This is a genomic window from Pseudomonas sp. TH49, from assembly GCF_016650625.1.
Classification (GTDB): domain Bacteria; phylum Pseudomonadota; class Gammaproteobacteria; order Pseudomonadales; family Pseudomonadaceae; genus Aquipseudomonas; species Aquipseudomonas fluorescens_H.
In genome coordinates, this window is the sequence record NZ_JAEKFL010000002.1 from 1,044,938 (window position 1) to 1,059,320 (window position 14,383).

Consider the following 14,383-nt stretch of genomic DNA (forward strand, 5'->3'; position numbering starts at 1 on the left):
CCCCGACACGTTGCAGATCTTCGAGAAGACTGCCGGAAAACATCCAGCGCCTGATCACCCGCGAATGGAACCGGATCAAGTCCGGCCAATGAATTGCTGATTTGAAGAGCCTCTGCCATGTTGAAATTTTCTGCTCACGAATATCCCTATCCGTCGCAACGCCAAAGCGTGTTTGCCCGTCGTGGCATGGTCGCGGCGTCTCAACCTTTGGCCGCACAGGCCGGCATCGAAATGCTGCAAAAGGGCGGCAATGCGATCGACGCCGCCATCGCCACGGCGGCGGCCCTGACCGTGGTCGAGCCTACGGGCTGTGGCCTGGGCGGTGACGCGTTTGCGCTGGTCTGGTTCAAGGATCAGTTGCATGGCCTCAATGCCAACGGCCATGCCCCGGCGTCGTTAAGTATCGAAGCGGTCAAAGCGGCCGGCCATGAGCAAATGCCGTTGTATGGCTGGACGCCGGTGACGGTACCGGGATGTCCATCGGCCTGGGCCGAGCTGTCGCAACGCTTTGGCGTGTTGCCGTTCGCCGATCTGCTGCAACCGGCGATCAGTCTGGCCAGAGACGGTTTTCCGCTGTCGCCGGTGGTTGCCCATCAATGGCAGATCGCGCTGGATGAGTTCAGTCCCCATCGCGATCAAGTGCTACAGGCCTGGTTCGATACGTTCCTGATTGACGGTCGCGCGCCCAAGGCCGGCGAGATTTTCCGTAACCCGGCGCAGGCACGAACCCTTGAAGAATTGGCGGCTACCCGTTGCGAAAGTTTGTATCGCGGCGCGTTGGCGCAACGCCTGGATGCGCATTCACGGGCAACGGGTGGCTATCTTCGCGCTACGGATCTGGAGCATTACCGCGCGCAATGGGTGGAGCCGATTCACATCAATTACCGTGGCGTGGATGTCTGGGAAATCCCGCCGAGCGGGCAGGGTCTGGTCGCCTTGATGGCGCTGAAGATTCTCGAGGGTTTCGACTTCGATCACCGTGACAGCCAGCAGACCTGGCACCGGCAACTGGAGGCAATGAAACTGGCCTACAGCGATGGCCTGCACTACATCACGGATCCGCTGCACATGCGCGTGGCTGTGGATGATCTGCTGAGCGACGAGTACAGCGCCCGCCGCCGTGCACAGATCGGCGAACAGGCCCAGCCGCCGAAGCCGGGCGATCCCCACGCCAGCGGCACCGTGTATCTGGCCACGGCGGATGGGCAAGGCAATATGGTGTCGTTCATCCAGAGCAATTATCACGGCTTCGGCTCAGGTGTGGTGCTGCCTGACAGTGGCATCGCCCTGCAGAACCGCGGGCAGGAATTCAGCCTTGATCCGCAACATGCCAACGCGTTGGCTCCGGGCAAAAAGACCTTCCACACGATCATTCCCGGCTTCCTCACCAAGGATGGCCAGGCGCTTGGGCCGTTCGGCGTGATGGGCGGCTACATGCAGCCGCAGGGCCATGTGCAGATGGTCATGAACCTGGTGGATTTCGGCCTGAACCCGCAATCGGCACTGGACGCGCCGCGCTGGCAGTGGCTTGGCGGGATGAAGGTCGGCATCGAACAGGGCGCTTCAAGGGATCTGGCCAATGCGTTGGCGCGTCGCGGGCATGAGGTGCAGATCGCCAGTGATCTGACGGATTACGGACGAGGGCAGATCATTCTGCGTGATCCGGTGACGGGGGTGCTGTGCGGGGGGACTGAGCCGAGGGCGGATTCGCATATCGCGGTTTGGTAAAGCAGGTTGGTGGCCGGGTATTGACGAGCATTGCCCCTCTGACCGCTAGTGCGAAGAAAGGTCAAAGGGGCAATAACGTTTTTCGTCAAACCGTGCTGCAGGTGGTCATCTCGCAATGGTTGGGTAAAAACTCCATGACATCACAAAAGAGTTTGCGTTGCCTCCAGTCATTGCGATCACCGATCACATACAGCCGGCGTCTGGCCCGAGTGGCGGCGACATTGAGCAGATTGGGTTTAGAGACTGCCCATTCACGAGCCCCATCGGTTTCACTGCTTCCGCCCAGTACAAGAATGATCACCGCCGCCTCTTTGCCCTGCATCGTGTGAATGGTGCCTCGAACCATCTTGGCGTGCAGGCGATCCTTGAGATGGTTGCGCACATCCTGAAACGGCGTAATGACGGCGATGCTGTCCAGCGGTACGCCGTCCGCCTTGAGCTGCGCCAGCAAACGGTCCAGTGCCTGACCTTCACTATCGACCCAGTTGCCAGAGGACCTTCCACTGGCATGCACCCATCCAGTGAGTAGAGAGGCTGGCGTTTCCTTGGCGGGTGAGGGCGCAATCGTTCCGTAGACCATCGCGCCGTCGTAGGCGATGCGGTTGGCCAGGTCGAACATCGGTCTATCGCAGCGACGATGAACTACCAAGGGCAGGCCGACCCAGCATTTTTTGTCCCTGGGGCCGGCCATGCGCCCCCAGGACGTGGCCTCGTCGGCAAGTGTCTGTGCGGACTGGCGGTTCGGTAGCCAGTGAGCGTCGACCTGATAACGGGTGCGCATGTGTTCAAGCACCGCATCGGAAACCGTGACGATCGGTTCCAGTTGCAGTGGATCTCCAACCAGTACCGCTCGGCGCGAGCGCCAGAGCGCGCCCACGGCAGCCTGTGGTGTGGCCTGACCCGCCTCATCCACCAACAACCATCCGATCTCGCTACACCCAAGGCTGCCGAAGGAACGGGCAAATGAGGCGAAAGTACTGCTGAGCACCGGTACGACCATGAACAGCGAAGCCCATGCAGAGCGCACCACGGACTGAGAAACACCACCATAACGACTGCCGGTCAGCGTGCTGGTGACGAACGTCAGGTTGTAGCTCATGCGCGAGGCTTCAATCTGAAAGAACGTGCGATGCAATTTGAGTGCTTCGATGAACACCTTCGCCCGGGCCTGACGCCAACCTTCGACGATCCACGGCTCGGCCAATTCGATTTCGCTGCCTCTGCCGATTTGACCCTGTTCCAGCCAGAGCAACAGATGTTTTGCCTGCCCGGCCTGAGCAACGCTGCGTGCGTTGTCGAGCTGTACACCGGCATGTCGCACAGCTTCGTCGATCTCCAGTTCATCAGCGGCCAGTTGTCGATCTAACTCGTTGATTCGGCCAATGATGCGTTGCAACTGGCGTTGGACACTGTCGAATGCGTCCTTGGCCAAGGCGTGTGTACCTTCAAGCAAACGCTGGCGGGCAGCCCAGATACGATAAGCACCCCACAGGCTGAAGAGGTTGGCGAGAAAACCAGGTTTTTTTATCAGGTGCGATTGAAGCGCCCGGAGTTCGCCCTGCAGTTGCTCGCGCGCAGGTGCGAGCTGCAGGGTTTCCAGCGTCGTTTGTTCCTTATCGAGATCGCTGCGCTGGGTGCGACGGATCTGAAAATGCTCCTGCATCTGCTTGACCCGGGCCTTGGCGCTGATCACGGCCTGAACCCGTTCCAGAATATCTTCTACCTGACCACGCAAAGCCTGTTCTGCATCTTTGGCGTCCAGATAGTGTTTGACTGCCTCGCGCCAAAGACCGGCTTTTTCACTGGACGTAAGCGCCTTCATCAACGCTGCTTGTTCGGACAGCCATTCGCGCATGCCTTTGGGGGGCGTTTTGGCTTCAGTGTCGTCCGCTTCGGGGCTATCAGCCGGTGGCTCGTTATCGTAGATGTCTTCATCCAGGCCCCAGAGATCGACTGTTTCGGGGTCAGGCGTTTCGGTTTCGTCTTTGGCCTTGTCCGCTTCAGGCGGAAGTTTGCCGTAGAAAAAACGGTCGACGAATTGCGTGCGTTTGGCTTTGCTACCCAATGCCGCAGAAATCATTGCCCATGCGGGCTTGCCACTGGTCAACTCGCCCAGGTCGCTGAAGTACTCTGCGTCGGGCAACCACGACGGGTCGACCTTGTCTTGCTGAGGTAGCTCAAGCGTGACGTTCTCGACGGCGCCATTGTTGGAGGATGCGACGACCATCTCGAAACCGAACAGGCGCGGGTCGAGTTGATAGGCGTAGCGATCGCGCCCGCCGTCGTTGGCGGTTTCACGACCGTCCTTGATAAACGCCTCTGAGGCTCTGCCCAGTGAGGCCAGCACGTCGGCCCGTTGTGTCACTACTGCAGCGATAAGGTCGCGCAGCAGGGTGGTCTTGCCGGTTCCAGGTGGTCCGTTGACCCCCATGATGCCGGGGGTATTGCTGAGGTTTTGCAGCAGGCTGTTGACTGCCAGTTGCTGCGAGTGCACCAAGCCCAGATGTTTTTCGGCGGGCCAGCAACCGGCGGCGTAGCGCGAAGGCGCAAGACGATCGATCAGCGCCAGATCGGCACCGGGCTTGTCCAGATGCAGGCGCTGAGTCGAGTCATGATGGCTCAGATAGCGGGCCAATGGCGCGCTCGTTTCACCACGGGAAAGAGCTTCAGCCATGTCGGCCAGATCGCTGAGCAGGAAGCTGTTGAGTGGGTCGTCTTCCTGTTCTGACTTGTTCGGGTTGATGGGCGCCGAGCGAAAGCGATGCGAACGCTGCACGTCGCCGAAAAACTCTTCGAGTCCCAGGGTTTTGCGGATGGAGTCAGTCAGGCAAGCCAGATCGGCAGCCTGAACCACACCCCCTAGCAGGCTTCTGGACTGTTCACGAAGGGAATCCTGGGTTTCCTCGAAGCCGTGTGTCCAGTCCCTGTTATTGATCGCGCAGCCTACGAACCATGCTTCGCTGGACAACACCAGGCTGTCGACCAGCATCATGCCTTGATCGTTGAACTTCAGCGCGTACAGGGCGGAAACACGTTTTTGTGGTTCTTTGTAACCTTGGTCTGCCCCGTACAACTCTGCTAATCGGTGAGCGACCGTCAGGTTGTCGTAGAGGTGTGCGTAGAGCGTGTGGCTCCATACGCGTTTGCTCGGCAGGCGCTGCCGGCTCAGTGGGTTGGCCGGCATCCACGGCAGGATTTGCGCCGTGGTGGGGATGTCCTGAAAAAAAGGTTGGTAGTCGCCATCACGCTTTTTCAGCTTGGGGACTGCCTGGGGTTGCAACAATTCGACAGCGTGCCAATAGCGCACGATATTTTGCGAGTTCATTTAAAGCGTCCTTGAAAGCGCTGGGCCTGAATTCCTTTGAGCCAAGGATATCAGGCATCACCCTTCGCGGGATCATCGGTCAATGGCAGCGGACGCATCGTCATCAACCCGGCACGTCCTTGTCCAGTCGCGATGAGCACACACTTTTTCACAAAGACCTCCCAGCCTCCATTCGATGGCAGAATCTCCCTGACTTGACTGTTTTGGAGAACACCATGCTTCGTGTGTTTGAACGAAGACTCGACCCTTTCCCGCCTGACGAGGTGCCACCGCCGCCCAACGGTCTGGCTAAATTCCTGTGGGCCTGCACTCGGGGTGCTCGCGGCTACATCGTGGTATTGGCGCTGCTCAGTGCGGCGGTTTCGATCTATGAAGCCTGGCTGTTTTCCTTCCTCGGTCAGGTCGTTGACCTGCTCTCGACCTGGCAGGCCGGTGGCGAAGCGGCGGTGCAGGAGAGCCGCGTGTTGTGGGGCATGGGCATCGTCATGGTGCTCAGTGTCGGGCTGGTGGCGTTGCGCACCATGGTTCAGCATCAGATCCTGGCGATTAACCTGCCATTGCGCCTGCGCTGGGATTTCCACCGGTTGATGCTGCGGCAAAGCCTTTCGTTTTTCTCCGATGAGTTTTCCGGTCGGGTCACGACCAAGGTGATGCAGACGGCGCTCGCCGTACGCGACGTGCTGTTCACCATGATCGAGATCTTGCCCGGGATCGGCGTGTACTTCATCGCGATCATTGCCCTGGCCGGCGGCTTTGCGCTGAAACTGATGCTGCCGTTTCTCGCTTGGGTCGTGCTGTTTGGCCTGGCGATGTGGTACTTCGTGCCGCGTCTGGGCAAGGTCGGACAGGAGCAGGCCAACGCGCGGTCGATGATGACCGGGCGTATCGCCGACGCGTACACCAACATCACCACGGTCAAGCTGTTCTCCCATTCCAACCGCGAAGCGCACTTTGCGCGGGCGGCGATGGAGGATTTCAAGCAGACCGGTTTTCGCCAGATGCGTCTGGTCAGCCTGTTCGAAATCGTCAATCAGGCGCTGGTGGTCGGGTTGATCATGTCCGCCGGTGGTTATGCCCTGTGGCTGTGGCACCAGGGCGATGTCGGCGCCGGTGCGGTGGCGGCGATCACCGCCATGGCGTTGCGGATCAATGGCATGTCGAACTGGATCATGTGGCAGATGACCTCGCTATTCGAAAGCATCGGCACCGTCCAGGACGGCATGGCCACGCTGACCCAAGGCACCAAGGTGCAGGATGCGCCGAATGCCGGCGTGCTGGTCACTTCTGGCGGCGCGGTGACGTTCGACAAGGTGAAGTTCAACTACGGTGGCGAGCGTCAGGTGCTCGATGGCCTGAGCCTGAGTATTCGCCCCGGCGAAAAAATCGGTTTGGTAGGGCGCTCCGGCGCCGGCAAGTCGACGCTGATCAACCTGCTGCTGCGGTTCTATGATGTCGACAGCGGAGAGATCCGTATCGATGGCCAGAACATTGCGCACGTGACTCAGGACAGCCTGCGCAGCGCCATCGGCATGGTCACCCAGGACACTTCGCTGCTGCACCGTTCGATTCGCGACAACATCGCCTACGGCCGCCCCGATGCCACCGACGCGCAGATCCGCCGCGCCGCTGCCAACGCTCAGGCTGATGAGTTCATCAGCCAGTTGAGCGATCGGCAAGGACACAGCGGTTACGACACCTTGGTGGGCGAGCGCGGGATCAAACTGTCTGGCGGCCAGCGCCAACGTGTGGCGATTGCCCGAGTGATGCTGAAGAACGCGCCGATCCTGCTACTCGACGAAGCCACCAGTGCGCTGGACTCGGAAGTCGAAGTGGCGATTCAGGAAAGCCTCGATGAAATGATGCAGGGCAAGACCGTGATTGCGATAGCCCATCGACTGTCGACGATTGCGGCGATGGATCGGCTGATTGTCATGGATGACGGGCGCATCATCGAGCAGGGCACCCATTCCGAATTGCTGGAGAAGAATGGTGTTTATGCGCGGCTGTGGGCGCATCAGAGCGGTGGCTTCCTGGGTGAGGACAAAGGTGTGATCGAGGCGTTGGATCAGGCCTGACCCACAGACCTTGCCCGTGCCGCCGGGGCAGGGTGACGGGACGTCATCAGGCCGATAAACGAGATTGCCAGCGCCAGGCCAATGGTCGTGGTGACTTCGGTGCGGTGCTGCGGGGTGATCATCATGACCGCCAGCGCCGCGCAGATGAAGCCGATCACCAGCCACGTCAGCCATGGGAACAGCCACATGCGAAAGGTCAGCTCGACCTTGCGCTGTTGCAATATCCGCCGCATGCGCAGCTGCGACACCGCAATCGCCAGGTACACCAGCAAGGCAATCGCCCCGGAACTGGCCAGCAGGAACTCGAACAGCCCGGCGGGCATGAAGTAGCTCCACACGGTGATCGACGCTCCCAGCACGGTACTGGCGATGACGGCGGCCCGTGGCACACCGGCCGCGGAAGTCGCCTTCAGCGCTTTCGGTGCATCGCCCCGGCGACCCAGCGAGAACAACATGCGCGAGGCAATGTAGATCGAGGAGTTCATGCAACTGGCCACGGCGATCAGGACGACGACGTCGACCATGAACTTGGCGTTTGGAATATTCATGATTTCCAGGGCGCGCTGATACGAGCCCACCGAGGCCAGCAACGGATCATTCCAGGGCACCACGGAGATGACCACGAAGATCGACAGCAGGTAGAACACGCCGATGCGCCAGATCACCGAGCGGGTGGCCTTGGCGATGTTCTGCGCGGGGTTATTCGATTCGGCGGCTGCGATGGTCACCGCTTCCGTACCGATGAAGCTGAACATGATCGTGATGAAAGCACCGACCACCGCGGACAAGCCGTTGGGTGCAAATCCGCCGTGCTCGGCCATCAAGCCGCTCAAGCCGCTGACTTCGCGGTCGGGCACCCAGCCCATCAACACCGCAAAACCGACACCGATGAACCCGATGATCGCCACGACCTTGGCCATGGCGAACCAGAACTCGAATTCACCATACTTGGACACACTGAACAGGTTGGTCACCACCAGCGCAATGATCGATCCCAACGCGAACAGCCAGGCATCGACCTGCGGAAACCATTGGTTCAGCACATGCCCGGCCGCCAATGCTTCGATGGGAATCACCAGAACCCAGAACCACCAGTACAACCAACCGATGGTAAAACCGGCCCAGCGGCCGATGGCCTGGTCGGCGTAGGTAGAGAACGAACCGGTGTCCGGGTTGGCCACCGCCATCTCACCGAGCATGCGCATGACCAGCACGACGAGCAAACCCGAAAACAGATAGGCGAGAAGCACCGCCGGCCCTGCAGCGGCAATGGCGTGCCCTGAACCTACGAACAAACCGGCGCCGATAATCCCGGCGATGGACAGCATTGTGACGTGACGAGGCTTGAAGCCCTGCGCCAATTGGCTACTCGAATCCATGGAGTTCGGGCTGATCATCGGTATTTTTATTCTCTGCTGATCGACATTCAAGCAAGTTGACCCGGCACACGATCGATCACCATCGTTGCCTGCTGAAACTCCCGAAAGAAGCCCGTTCAACCGCCGCAGTTCTTATCAACCCCATGATCCGAACAGGGCTGTTTTGATACGAAGACACGGCACCTTAGCCGGCCTTGCTGCCGATTCAGTAGCCTGATTGCGCCATGATCGTGTCTGATATCGACATGCGAATACCATGAGGTCGTATTGGAGACCTGTCGGTCACAGAAGGCTCAGGCAATCTTCGCGGCTCGCGAGCATTCCTCCAGCAATCTCAGGGAGGCGAGTTGGACAGTGGGGGGGAGATGATCTGAAGGCGGAATGCGGCTGCTAAACAGCGGCAAGTTGAACATGATCTCTACCGCTTTGTTTAGCGCTGTACATCGCGGTATCGGCACGCTGAATGAAGGCGTCAAACGATTCTGCTGGAATCCATGTCGCAACGCCGAAGCTACAAGTCACCTGTCCAACATCATCAAAGGGCACAGTGCTTGTCAGTGCTCGAAGCTTTTCTGCCAGCAGCCTTGTATCGTTCAGTTCGGTATCCGGGCAGATCAATGCAAACTCTTCTCCACCTGTTCTGCACAGTAGATCGGTTTTGCGTGTGGCCGAACGTATCTACGAATCTCTCGGCTATTCGACCGAACCGCGCATCAGCATGGGGAAAAAGATCGGTTCGAATATCTCGACATTAGGGCGCTAGTTTTAGCGTCCGATGGCTGATGGCTGACTATCGATGGGCGATTTTGGACAGGAGCTATGCAATGGATCTGAAGTTCAGTCACGTAGATGTACTGGTCAAGAATCTTGAGGAAGCCTGTGCTTACTACGCACACATACTAAACGCCAGGATTTCCAAAACGCTTGTCTGGGAGCGGGGTGGTCTGCATGTCCACTACGCGATTGCACTGATCGGTCAAGAGCGTTTCATGCTGGTGCAACCGTTGGCGGGCAATCTGAAGGAGCTTTTGGATTCTTCGGGTGAAGGTATGATTTACCGCCACTGCTACTCAACGAAGGATATCGAAAAAGCCTATGACGAGTTGATGGACGCTGGTGTTCAGCCTCAAGACGAAAATGGAGAGCCATTGGCTCGCGCGAATCTGCAATCCCCGGCCGGCGCACGCATTCTCTGGTTACCAAAGCGCTTCGGGCACTTCTCTATCGAAATACTCGAAGAAAAGGCGCTGGAAGCGTTTATCGAGACTGCGTTTATCTAAAAGATATAGAGGCCGTTCACCACAGGCTACTTTCGGCCCAGAGTGTGTAAAAACGCTTCGCCAAAATTGAAGTGTGCGCGTCTACGTTAAATCTGAAATTTATCGGCACGTCAGCAGATGTGGATTTCGCGTAGAAGCGCGATTTTCAGTCCGGTTTTCAGTACCTGTCGCGCTCAAAAACGTTTTTACACAGCCTCGGCCACAACCTGCCATTCGGCTCGATATTTCGACCCTTTCCGGTCCCCGTGTCTGCGAACTAAAGCAATTTTTTAGCATCCGAGTGAGGGCGGCCCATATAGCTCAGTTTCCCAGTCTTCAAGAGGCGGCGTTACTTTGAAAGATGGGTCGCAGTATGACCTTAAGTAGTCAGTCGCTCTCCTTTGGGCGTAGGTAAAATTGAGCACGTTACCTTCACCGTCCATCTCTATGACGTTCGCGAATATCGCGAAGACCATCTCAATTGCACTCGGCTCAGAACCATAAATATCGATGTACTCCACGTTTTCAAGCATGTAGTGGGTTCCACTTGCCATATAGTACGCAAACGTTCGGAGTGCTCCACTGAAATTATTACTCAGCTTCTTCATGTACATTTTCTTTTAGTAAATATTCTGGATTTTAGCGCTCATAATCAACCAACGCTTTTTTTGCCGTTTTATTGTAATCGAGAAAGACCTGAGCCGAGCAATAAGCATTAGCAATAGGTTGCGTACTGCCTGATTACGGCCGGAAGCGGACGGTCAGTAGTTGCAGCTATCGGCTAGCGTCACCAATAAGTGAAATGCTGCTGTATGAAGGCATGCTCTTCTTCGACCAGTCGAGGGTATCTGCTTTCATCAAGCGTTTCACGAAGTCGCTTGGAGTAGCCTGCCTGCTCAAATGCTATTTGGCAACTCGCGCTGTCATAGAACGACCGGAGATGGGCGAGTGCCTGATCAAATTTGGGGCTTTCGATACGTAGAAATAGACCTGTCAAATCTAGCTGGTCCGTAAGCTCTCGATACAAGTCGATTGCGAAAATACTGCCTCCATTATTTCGAGCATGATACACATGCACGTCGCCGTAGCCGTTGTAAAGGTGGGCGAAATACAACTCGTGGAGTTCGAGAATATTGACGGGAATGTCAAGGGTCGAAAACACCGCCTGCAGGTAGACGCTGGGAGACGTCTGATCACCTTCCCAGGTTACTAAATCTGACATCGATACACAGATCGCGAATTCTTTGGCATAGATAGTTTTATCGGACATTCTCATTCCAACGCTGAGTGTTTGAATTTTTAAGAGTGGACCTTCATAACTCACCGACTACGAGTTATGCCTCATATCGAACGGACAGAGCATCAGCTAATCATAGAAATAACCGGCAACCGCTATTCTATCTCCGCGAGCGGCCGGGAATAGCCGCTTTTTGCCTGTTACTGAGGGCAGAAGTCGGCCATAAGCAACTCTTCCTACTCAAGTCTCAATCCACGACGAATAACTTGGCGCCAATAGCGGTTGAAGACCGGTGAGCCTCCGCGTTGTCAGCCACTTGGTAGCTCATCCCGGCTGTCAAGGTGAAGGTACGACCATCATCAAGTTCGGTCTCCAGTCGACCATCCAGGCAGAGCAGAATATGCCCCTTGCGGCACCAATGATCGGCAAGGTAGCCAGGGCTGTATTCAACCATTCGAACTCTTGCATTACCGAATTGGCAAGTGCGCCAGTGTGCCGTGCCGGCTTCGCCAGGATGGGCAGTCGCTTCTATTTTCGACCAATTGGTGGTCCCAAATGGGATGTCGGTGAGCTGCATGGGATTATCTCGGACGAGGGCGGGGTTGAATCGTACCGAGGTAACAAGGAAGCCAATAGATACAGATCCGGTTGATTTCATCAATGCTCGAAGGAAGTTGCTACTCTCCCATCGATTGACGTCCGTGTCCGCGCCCCCCCTGACTGGCCGCTTCGGCCGATAGTTGCCACTCACAAACAACTGTCTTCGGCCAAAAGCAGCCCGCCAGCAGCCAATAAATCTGCTGTCCTCGCTCGCTATCAAGCGTTACTCACCAAGCCACCATTCAAGTACTGGCAGTTGCCGCGGCTCGCCACACACCGGGCGCGATAGATTGCGCACATGACGGGCCCCGAGCCGCTCGTAGAAGGCTTGGGCTGACGGATCGGACTCCACCGACAAGGTGGACACGCCCAGGCCGCGTGCCACGGCCAGTGCATGCTCCACCAGGCGTCGTCCGTGGCCTCCTTTCATGGCCGACGGGTCGACCCAGCAATGCTCCAGTTGCCAGCCATCCTCGTCGCGCTCCAACCCACAGAATCCCAGTAGCGGGCCATCCGCCGCGACCAGCACCGCGTAATGGCCGGCCAGTTGTGCCGGGGTTAAAGTCAGCGCCGGTTCCCAGGCCTCCATCCAGGCCTCGGGATAACCCCAATGGGCCTTGCTGCGCTGAGCCAGGGCACTCAGCGCCGGTGCATCCGCGCCACGGCATGGCCGCAGGATCGGCGTATCGTCCGCCAATAACGCTAGTGCCGCCGGGTCAGTGGCCAGCAGACTGTACTGGTGCAGGCTGAGGAAGCGCTCGTCCTTGTATTCCAACTCCCGCAGGGTTCCCTCAAACACGAAGACGAGCCGCTCCAGCAGGCGGGCACTGGCGGGATTCTCCGGCTCGACATCGGCGTGGATACGGTGCACGCCGAGGGTGCTCAAGGCGAAGCGAAGAATGGTGGGCAGGCAAGCCTGCATCAGGCCTCGCCCCCAGTAGTCCGGCATCAGCCAGTAGCCGATGTCCAGGCTGCGATCGGCATGAGACCAATCATTGAAGCCACAGGCGCCCACCAATTCGTCGCGCCCCGGCAGTGCGATGCCCCACCAGATGCCCCGGCGTTCTTCCAGCAACGCGTCGTACCAGCGCATCTGTTCGTCCGTCGCTTCGAGGCTGCTGTAAGACACGCCGTAGTGGGCAATCACCTGCGGGTGAGACAGCCCGGCGAAAATCGCATCGACATCACGACGATGAATCCGCCGCAGCGTGCAGCGTGGCAGGAAAAACTCGGGGAAATCAGCAATAAGGTCCATCAAATTCACAGCGCCAGGTTAGTGCAGGAATACTCGCAGCAAAGAGGCCTGGCGCACAGGTACAGTCAGGGAAGGGCTGGGCGTAACAGACTGGCACTCATGCCGAGCTGCTGGAGAGGAACGGCGTTTATGCGCGGCGGCGGGCGCATCAGGTCGGAGCTTTTGGGTCTACAGTCTTGTATATCGGGCACTGGAAGCAATTGAAATGAACCTGTCGTCATCGCTCTCGCCGCCAAGGTATATCTTCCTGCTGGGCTATGGCGGTTTGTTACCGTTCATTGGCCTCGCGCTGCTCATCCTCACGTCTCTGGAACATCGACCGTTTTGGGCGATGGCGCTGGTCAACTATGGCGCGGTCATCCTGAGCTTCGTCGGCGCCTTGCACTGGGGCTTTGGCATGTCAGTGCAAAACATGAGCGACGAACTGCGCCGCGACCGGCTGATATGGAGCGTCATCCCGGCGCTTATCGCTTGGCTCAGCACGTTATTGCCGGTGGCAGTGGGTTGCTTGCTGTTGATCGTCGGGTTTGTCCTGCACTTTTGGCAGGACCGGCGGTTGGCTCAGGCTGTGAGCCTGCACGCCTGGTACCTGCCGATGCGATTGCGCCTGACGGCTGTGGCGAGCGTTTGCCTGCTTATTAGCGCAATCGCTGTAGTCATTTATTCGTGAAACCGCGCCGGCCAGAATCGTCTGCAGTGCCCGGCAGTCGCTTGTCGCGGCTGATGCGTTTCGGCAGCCTGGCCTCCGGCGTGGTGGGCGGCATGCTGGCCGAAGGTGCGCGGCAGTTGGCTCAAGGTAAACGACCGGCCTTCAGTAATCTGCTGTTGACCCCGGCTAATGCGCAACGGGTGGCCGAGCAACTGTCGCAGTTGCGTGGTGCAGCCATGAAAGTAGGTCATAAATGGTCGTTGGAGTGAAAAGTAATGTCCGGCCCCGCTTTCATTCGGAAATCAGAAAATGCCTGACGGTGCAGCGATGCCAAACGCTTTTTGTCGGGTGTCGATCTCCTCATCAAGCTTGCACTTGCAGGCGGCCTACCCACAGGTAATGGAATCTCAGCTTCAGTGATTCACACCTACACGCCGCATAGAAGTTCGCGCCTCACCTGGAGAGCAATTGCTGCGAAGCCCTTTCCAGTGCCGCGCTTTCGGGGCGCGTAGTCCTGATTTGCAGAAACATCCTCCCATTGACTCACCGATTCCACGTACCTATGAGTGCTATCGGTATCAATTTCAAACGCTATGAACCGCTCCGCGTGAGTGAGCAAAAGACCATAAAGGCGTGGCATTCCGGGAAAGTCAACTTCAAGGTCGAGTACGACGGTTTCTGACCATCTAACGCCTTTCGACTCGCCATAGTTTTTTAAGGCGAGAGGGACCCCTCTGGCCAGCCAAGCTTTGGCGGTTACCATGAGCCTGTGGGCCACAAGAGCATTTTGCTCTTGCACGTTCAGTTGCCTTTTTTTTAACAGACAGTCAATGTCCACTTCAATCTCCACTAAAGTCGCCGCTTCCAGAATGGCGA

At 57.7% G+C, this 14,383-nt stretch carries 12 protein-coding genes; 5 read left to right on the forward strand and 7 right to left on the reverse strand.

Annotation, left to right across the window (positions count from 1 at the left end; translation table 11 throughout):
* The first annotated feature begins 117 nt into the window (after positions 1–117).
* Positions 118–1,728, forward strand: a complete 1,611-nt coding sequence (locus JFU48_RS22210; RefSeq protein WP_201137672.1) for a gamma-glutamyltransferase family protein — start codon at positions 118–120, stop codon at positions 1,726–1,728.
* An 85-nt stretch (positions 1,729–1,813) separates the two neighbouring features.
* Here the strand turns inward: JFU48_RS22210 and JFU48_RS22215 are convergent, their stop codons facing one another.
* Positions 1,814–5,053, reverse strand: coding sequence for an AAA domain-containing protein (locus JFU48_RS22215; protein WP_201137673.1), 3,240 nt, complete (start codon positions 5,051–5,053; stop codon positions 1,814–1,816).
* A 215-nt stretch (positions 5,054–5,268) separates the two neighbouring features.
* Here JFU48_RS22215 and JFU48_RS22220 point away from each other — a divergent pair, with 215 nt between their 5' ends.
* Entirely contained in the window at positions 5,269–7,128 is a 1,860-nt protein-coding gene (locus JFU48_RS22220) for an ABC transporter ATP-binding protein (protein ID WP_201137674.1), read from the forward strand.
* Here JFU48_RS22220 and gabP read toward each other — a convergent pair.
* Positions 7,119–8,525 (reverse strand): GABA permease, encoded by a 1,407-nt coding sequence (gene gabP / locus JFU48_RS22225; RefSeq protein WP_201137675.1) that lies wholly within the window; start codon positions 8,523–8,525, stop codon positions 7,119–7,121. The genes JFU48_RS22220 and gabP overlap by 10 nt on opposite strands.
* 372 nt (positions 8,526–8,897) lie before the next feature.
* Positions 8,898–9,185, reverse strand: a complete 288-nt coding sequence (locus tag JFU48_RS22230; RefSeq protein ID WP_342216075.1) for a GGDEF domain-containing protein — start codon at positions 9,183–9,185, stop codon at positions 8,898–8,900.
* Positions 9,186–9,331: 146 nt separating this feature from the next.
* Between JFU48_RS22230 and JFU48_RS22235 the strand changes: the two genes are divergently transcribed.
* Positions 9,332–9,787, forward strand: a complete 456-nt coding sequence (locus JFU48_RS22235; protein ID WP_103483420.1) for a VOC family protein — start codon at positions 9,332–9,334, stop codon at positions 9,785–9,787.
* 269 nt (positions 9,788–10,056) lie between these two features.
* Here the strand turns inward: JFU48_RS22235 and JFU48_RS22240 are convergent, their stop codons facing one another.
* The 4 genes from JFU48_RS22240 to JFU48_RS22255 form a co-directional block, all read right to left on the reverse strand.
* A complete protein-coding gene (locus tag JFU48_RS22240; protein ID WP_201137676.1) occupies positions 10,057–10,374 on the reverse strand; it encodes a DUF7677 family protein in 318 nt (105 codons plus the stop codon).
* Positions 10,375–10,553: 179 nt separating this feature from the next.
* Positions 10,554–11,036 (reverse strand): hypothetical protein, encoded by a 483-nt coding sequence (locus JFU48_RS22245; protein WP_201137677.1) that lies wholly within the window; start codon positions 11,034–11,036, stop codon positions 10,554–10,556.
* Positions 11,037–11,250: 214 nt separating this feature from the next.
* Positions 11,251–11,580: a DHCW motif cupin fold protein gene (locus JFU48_RS22250; protein ID WP_201137678.1), complete on the reverse strand. Its 330-nt coding sequence runs from the start codon at positions 11,578–11,580 to the stop codon at positions 11,251–11,253.
* Positions 11,581–11,826: 246 nt separating this feature from the next.
* Positions 11,827–12,858 (reverse strand): GNAT family N-acetyltransferase, encoded by a 1,032-nt coding sequence (locus JFU48_RS22255; protein WP_201137679.1) that lies wholly within the window; start codon positions 12,856–12,858, stop codon positions 11,827–11,829.
* A 205-nt stretch (positions 12,859–13,063) separates the two neighbouring features.
* On the opposite strand from JFU48_RS22255, the gene JFU48_RS22260 reads away from it, so the two are divergent.
* Both JFU48_RS22260 and JFU48_RS22265 read left to right on the forward strand, forming a co-directional pair.
* On the forward strand, positions 13,064–13,528 hold the full coding sequence (locus tag JFU48_RS22260) for a DUF3429 domain-containing protein (RefSeq protein WP_201137680.1): 465 nt from the start codon (positions 13,064–13,066) through the stop codon (positions 13,526–13,528).
* 26 nt (positions 13,529–13,554) lie between these two features.
* Positions 13,555–13,776 carry a hypothetical protein gene (locus JFU48_RS22265; protein ID WP_201137681.1) on the forward strand — a complete coding sequence of 74 codons (222 nt, stop codon included), beginning with the start codon at positions 13,555–13,557 and terminating at the stop codon, positions 13,774–13,776.
* Positions 13,777–14,383 lie beyond the last annotated feature (607 nt).

Bases quoted from the DNA above. Each gene is read 5' to 3' on its own strand.
- JFU48_RS22210 (WP_201137672.1), top strand. From the start codon at position 118: ATGTTGAAATTTTCTGCTCACGAATATCCCTATCCGTCGCAACGCCAA.
- JFU48_RS22215 (WP_201137673.1), bottom strand. From the start codon at position 5,053: ATGAACTCGCAAAATATCGTGCGCTATTGGCACGCTGTCGAATTGTTG.
- JFU48_RS22220 (WP_201137674.1), top strand. From the start codon at position 5,269: ATGCTTCGTGTGTTTGAACGAAGACTCGACCCTTTCCCGCCTGACGAG.
- gabP (WP_201137675.1), bottom strand. From the start codon at position 8,525: ATGATCAGCCCGAACTCCATGGATTCGAGTAGCCAATTGGCGCAGGGC.
- JFU48_RS22235 (WP_103483420.1), top strand. From the start codon at position 9,332: ATGGATCTGAAGTTCAGTCACGTAGATGTACTGGTCAAGAATCTTGAG.
- JFU48_RS22240 (WP_201137676.1), bottom strand. From the start codon at position 10,374: ATGAAGAAGCTGAGTAATAATTTCAGTGGAGCACTCCGAACGTTTGCG.
- JFU48_RS22245 (WP_201137677.1), bottom strand. From the start codon at position 11,036: ATGTCCGATAAAACTATCTATGCCAAAGAATTCGCGATCTGTGTATCG.
- JFU48_RS22250 (WP_201137678.1), bottom strand. From the start codon at position 11,580: ATGCAGCTCACCGACATCCCATTTGGGACCACCAATTGGTCGAAAATA.
- JFU48_RS22255 (WP_201137679.1), bottom strand. From the start codon at position 12,858: ATGGACCTTATTGCTGATTTCCCCGAGTTTTTCCTGCCACGCTGCACG.
- JFU48_RS22260 (WP_201137680.1), top strand. From the start codon at position 13,064: ATGAACCTGTCGTCATCGCTCTCGCCGCCAAGGTATATCTTCCTGCTG.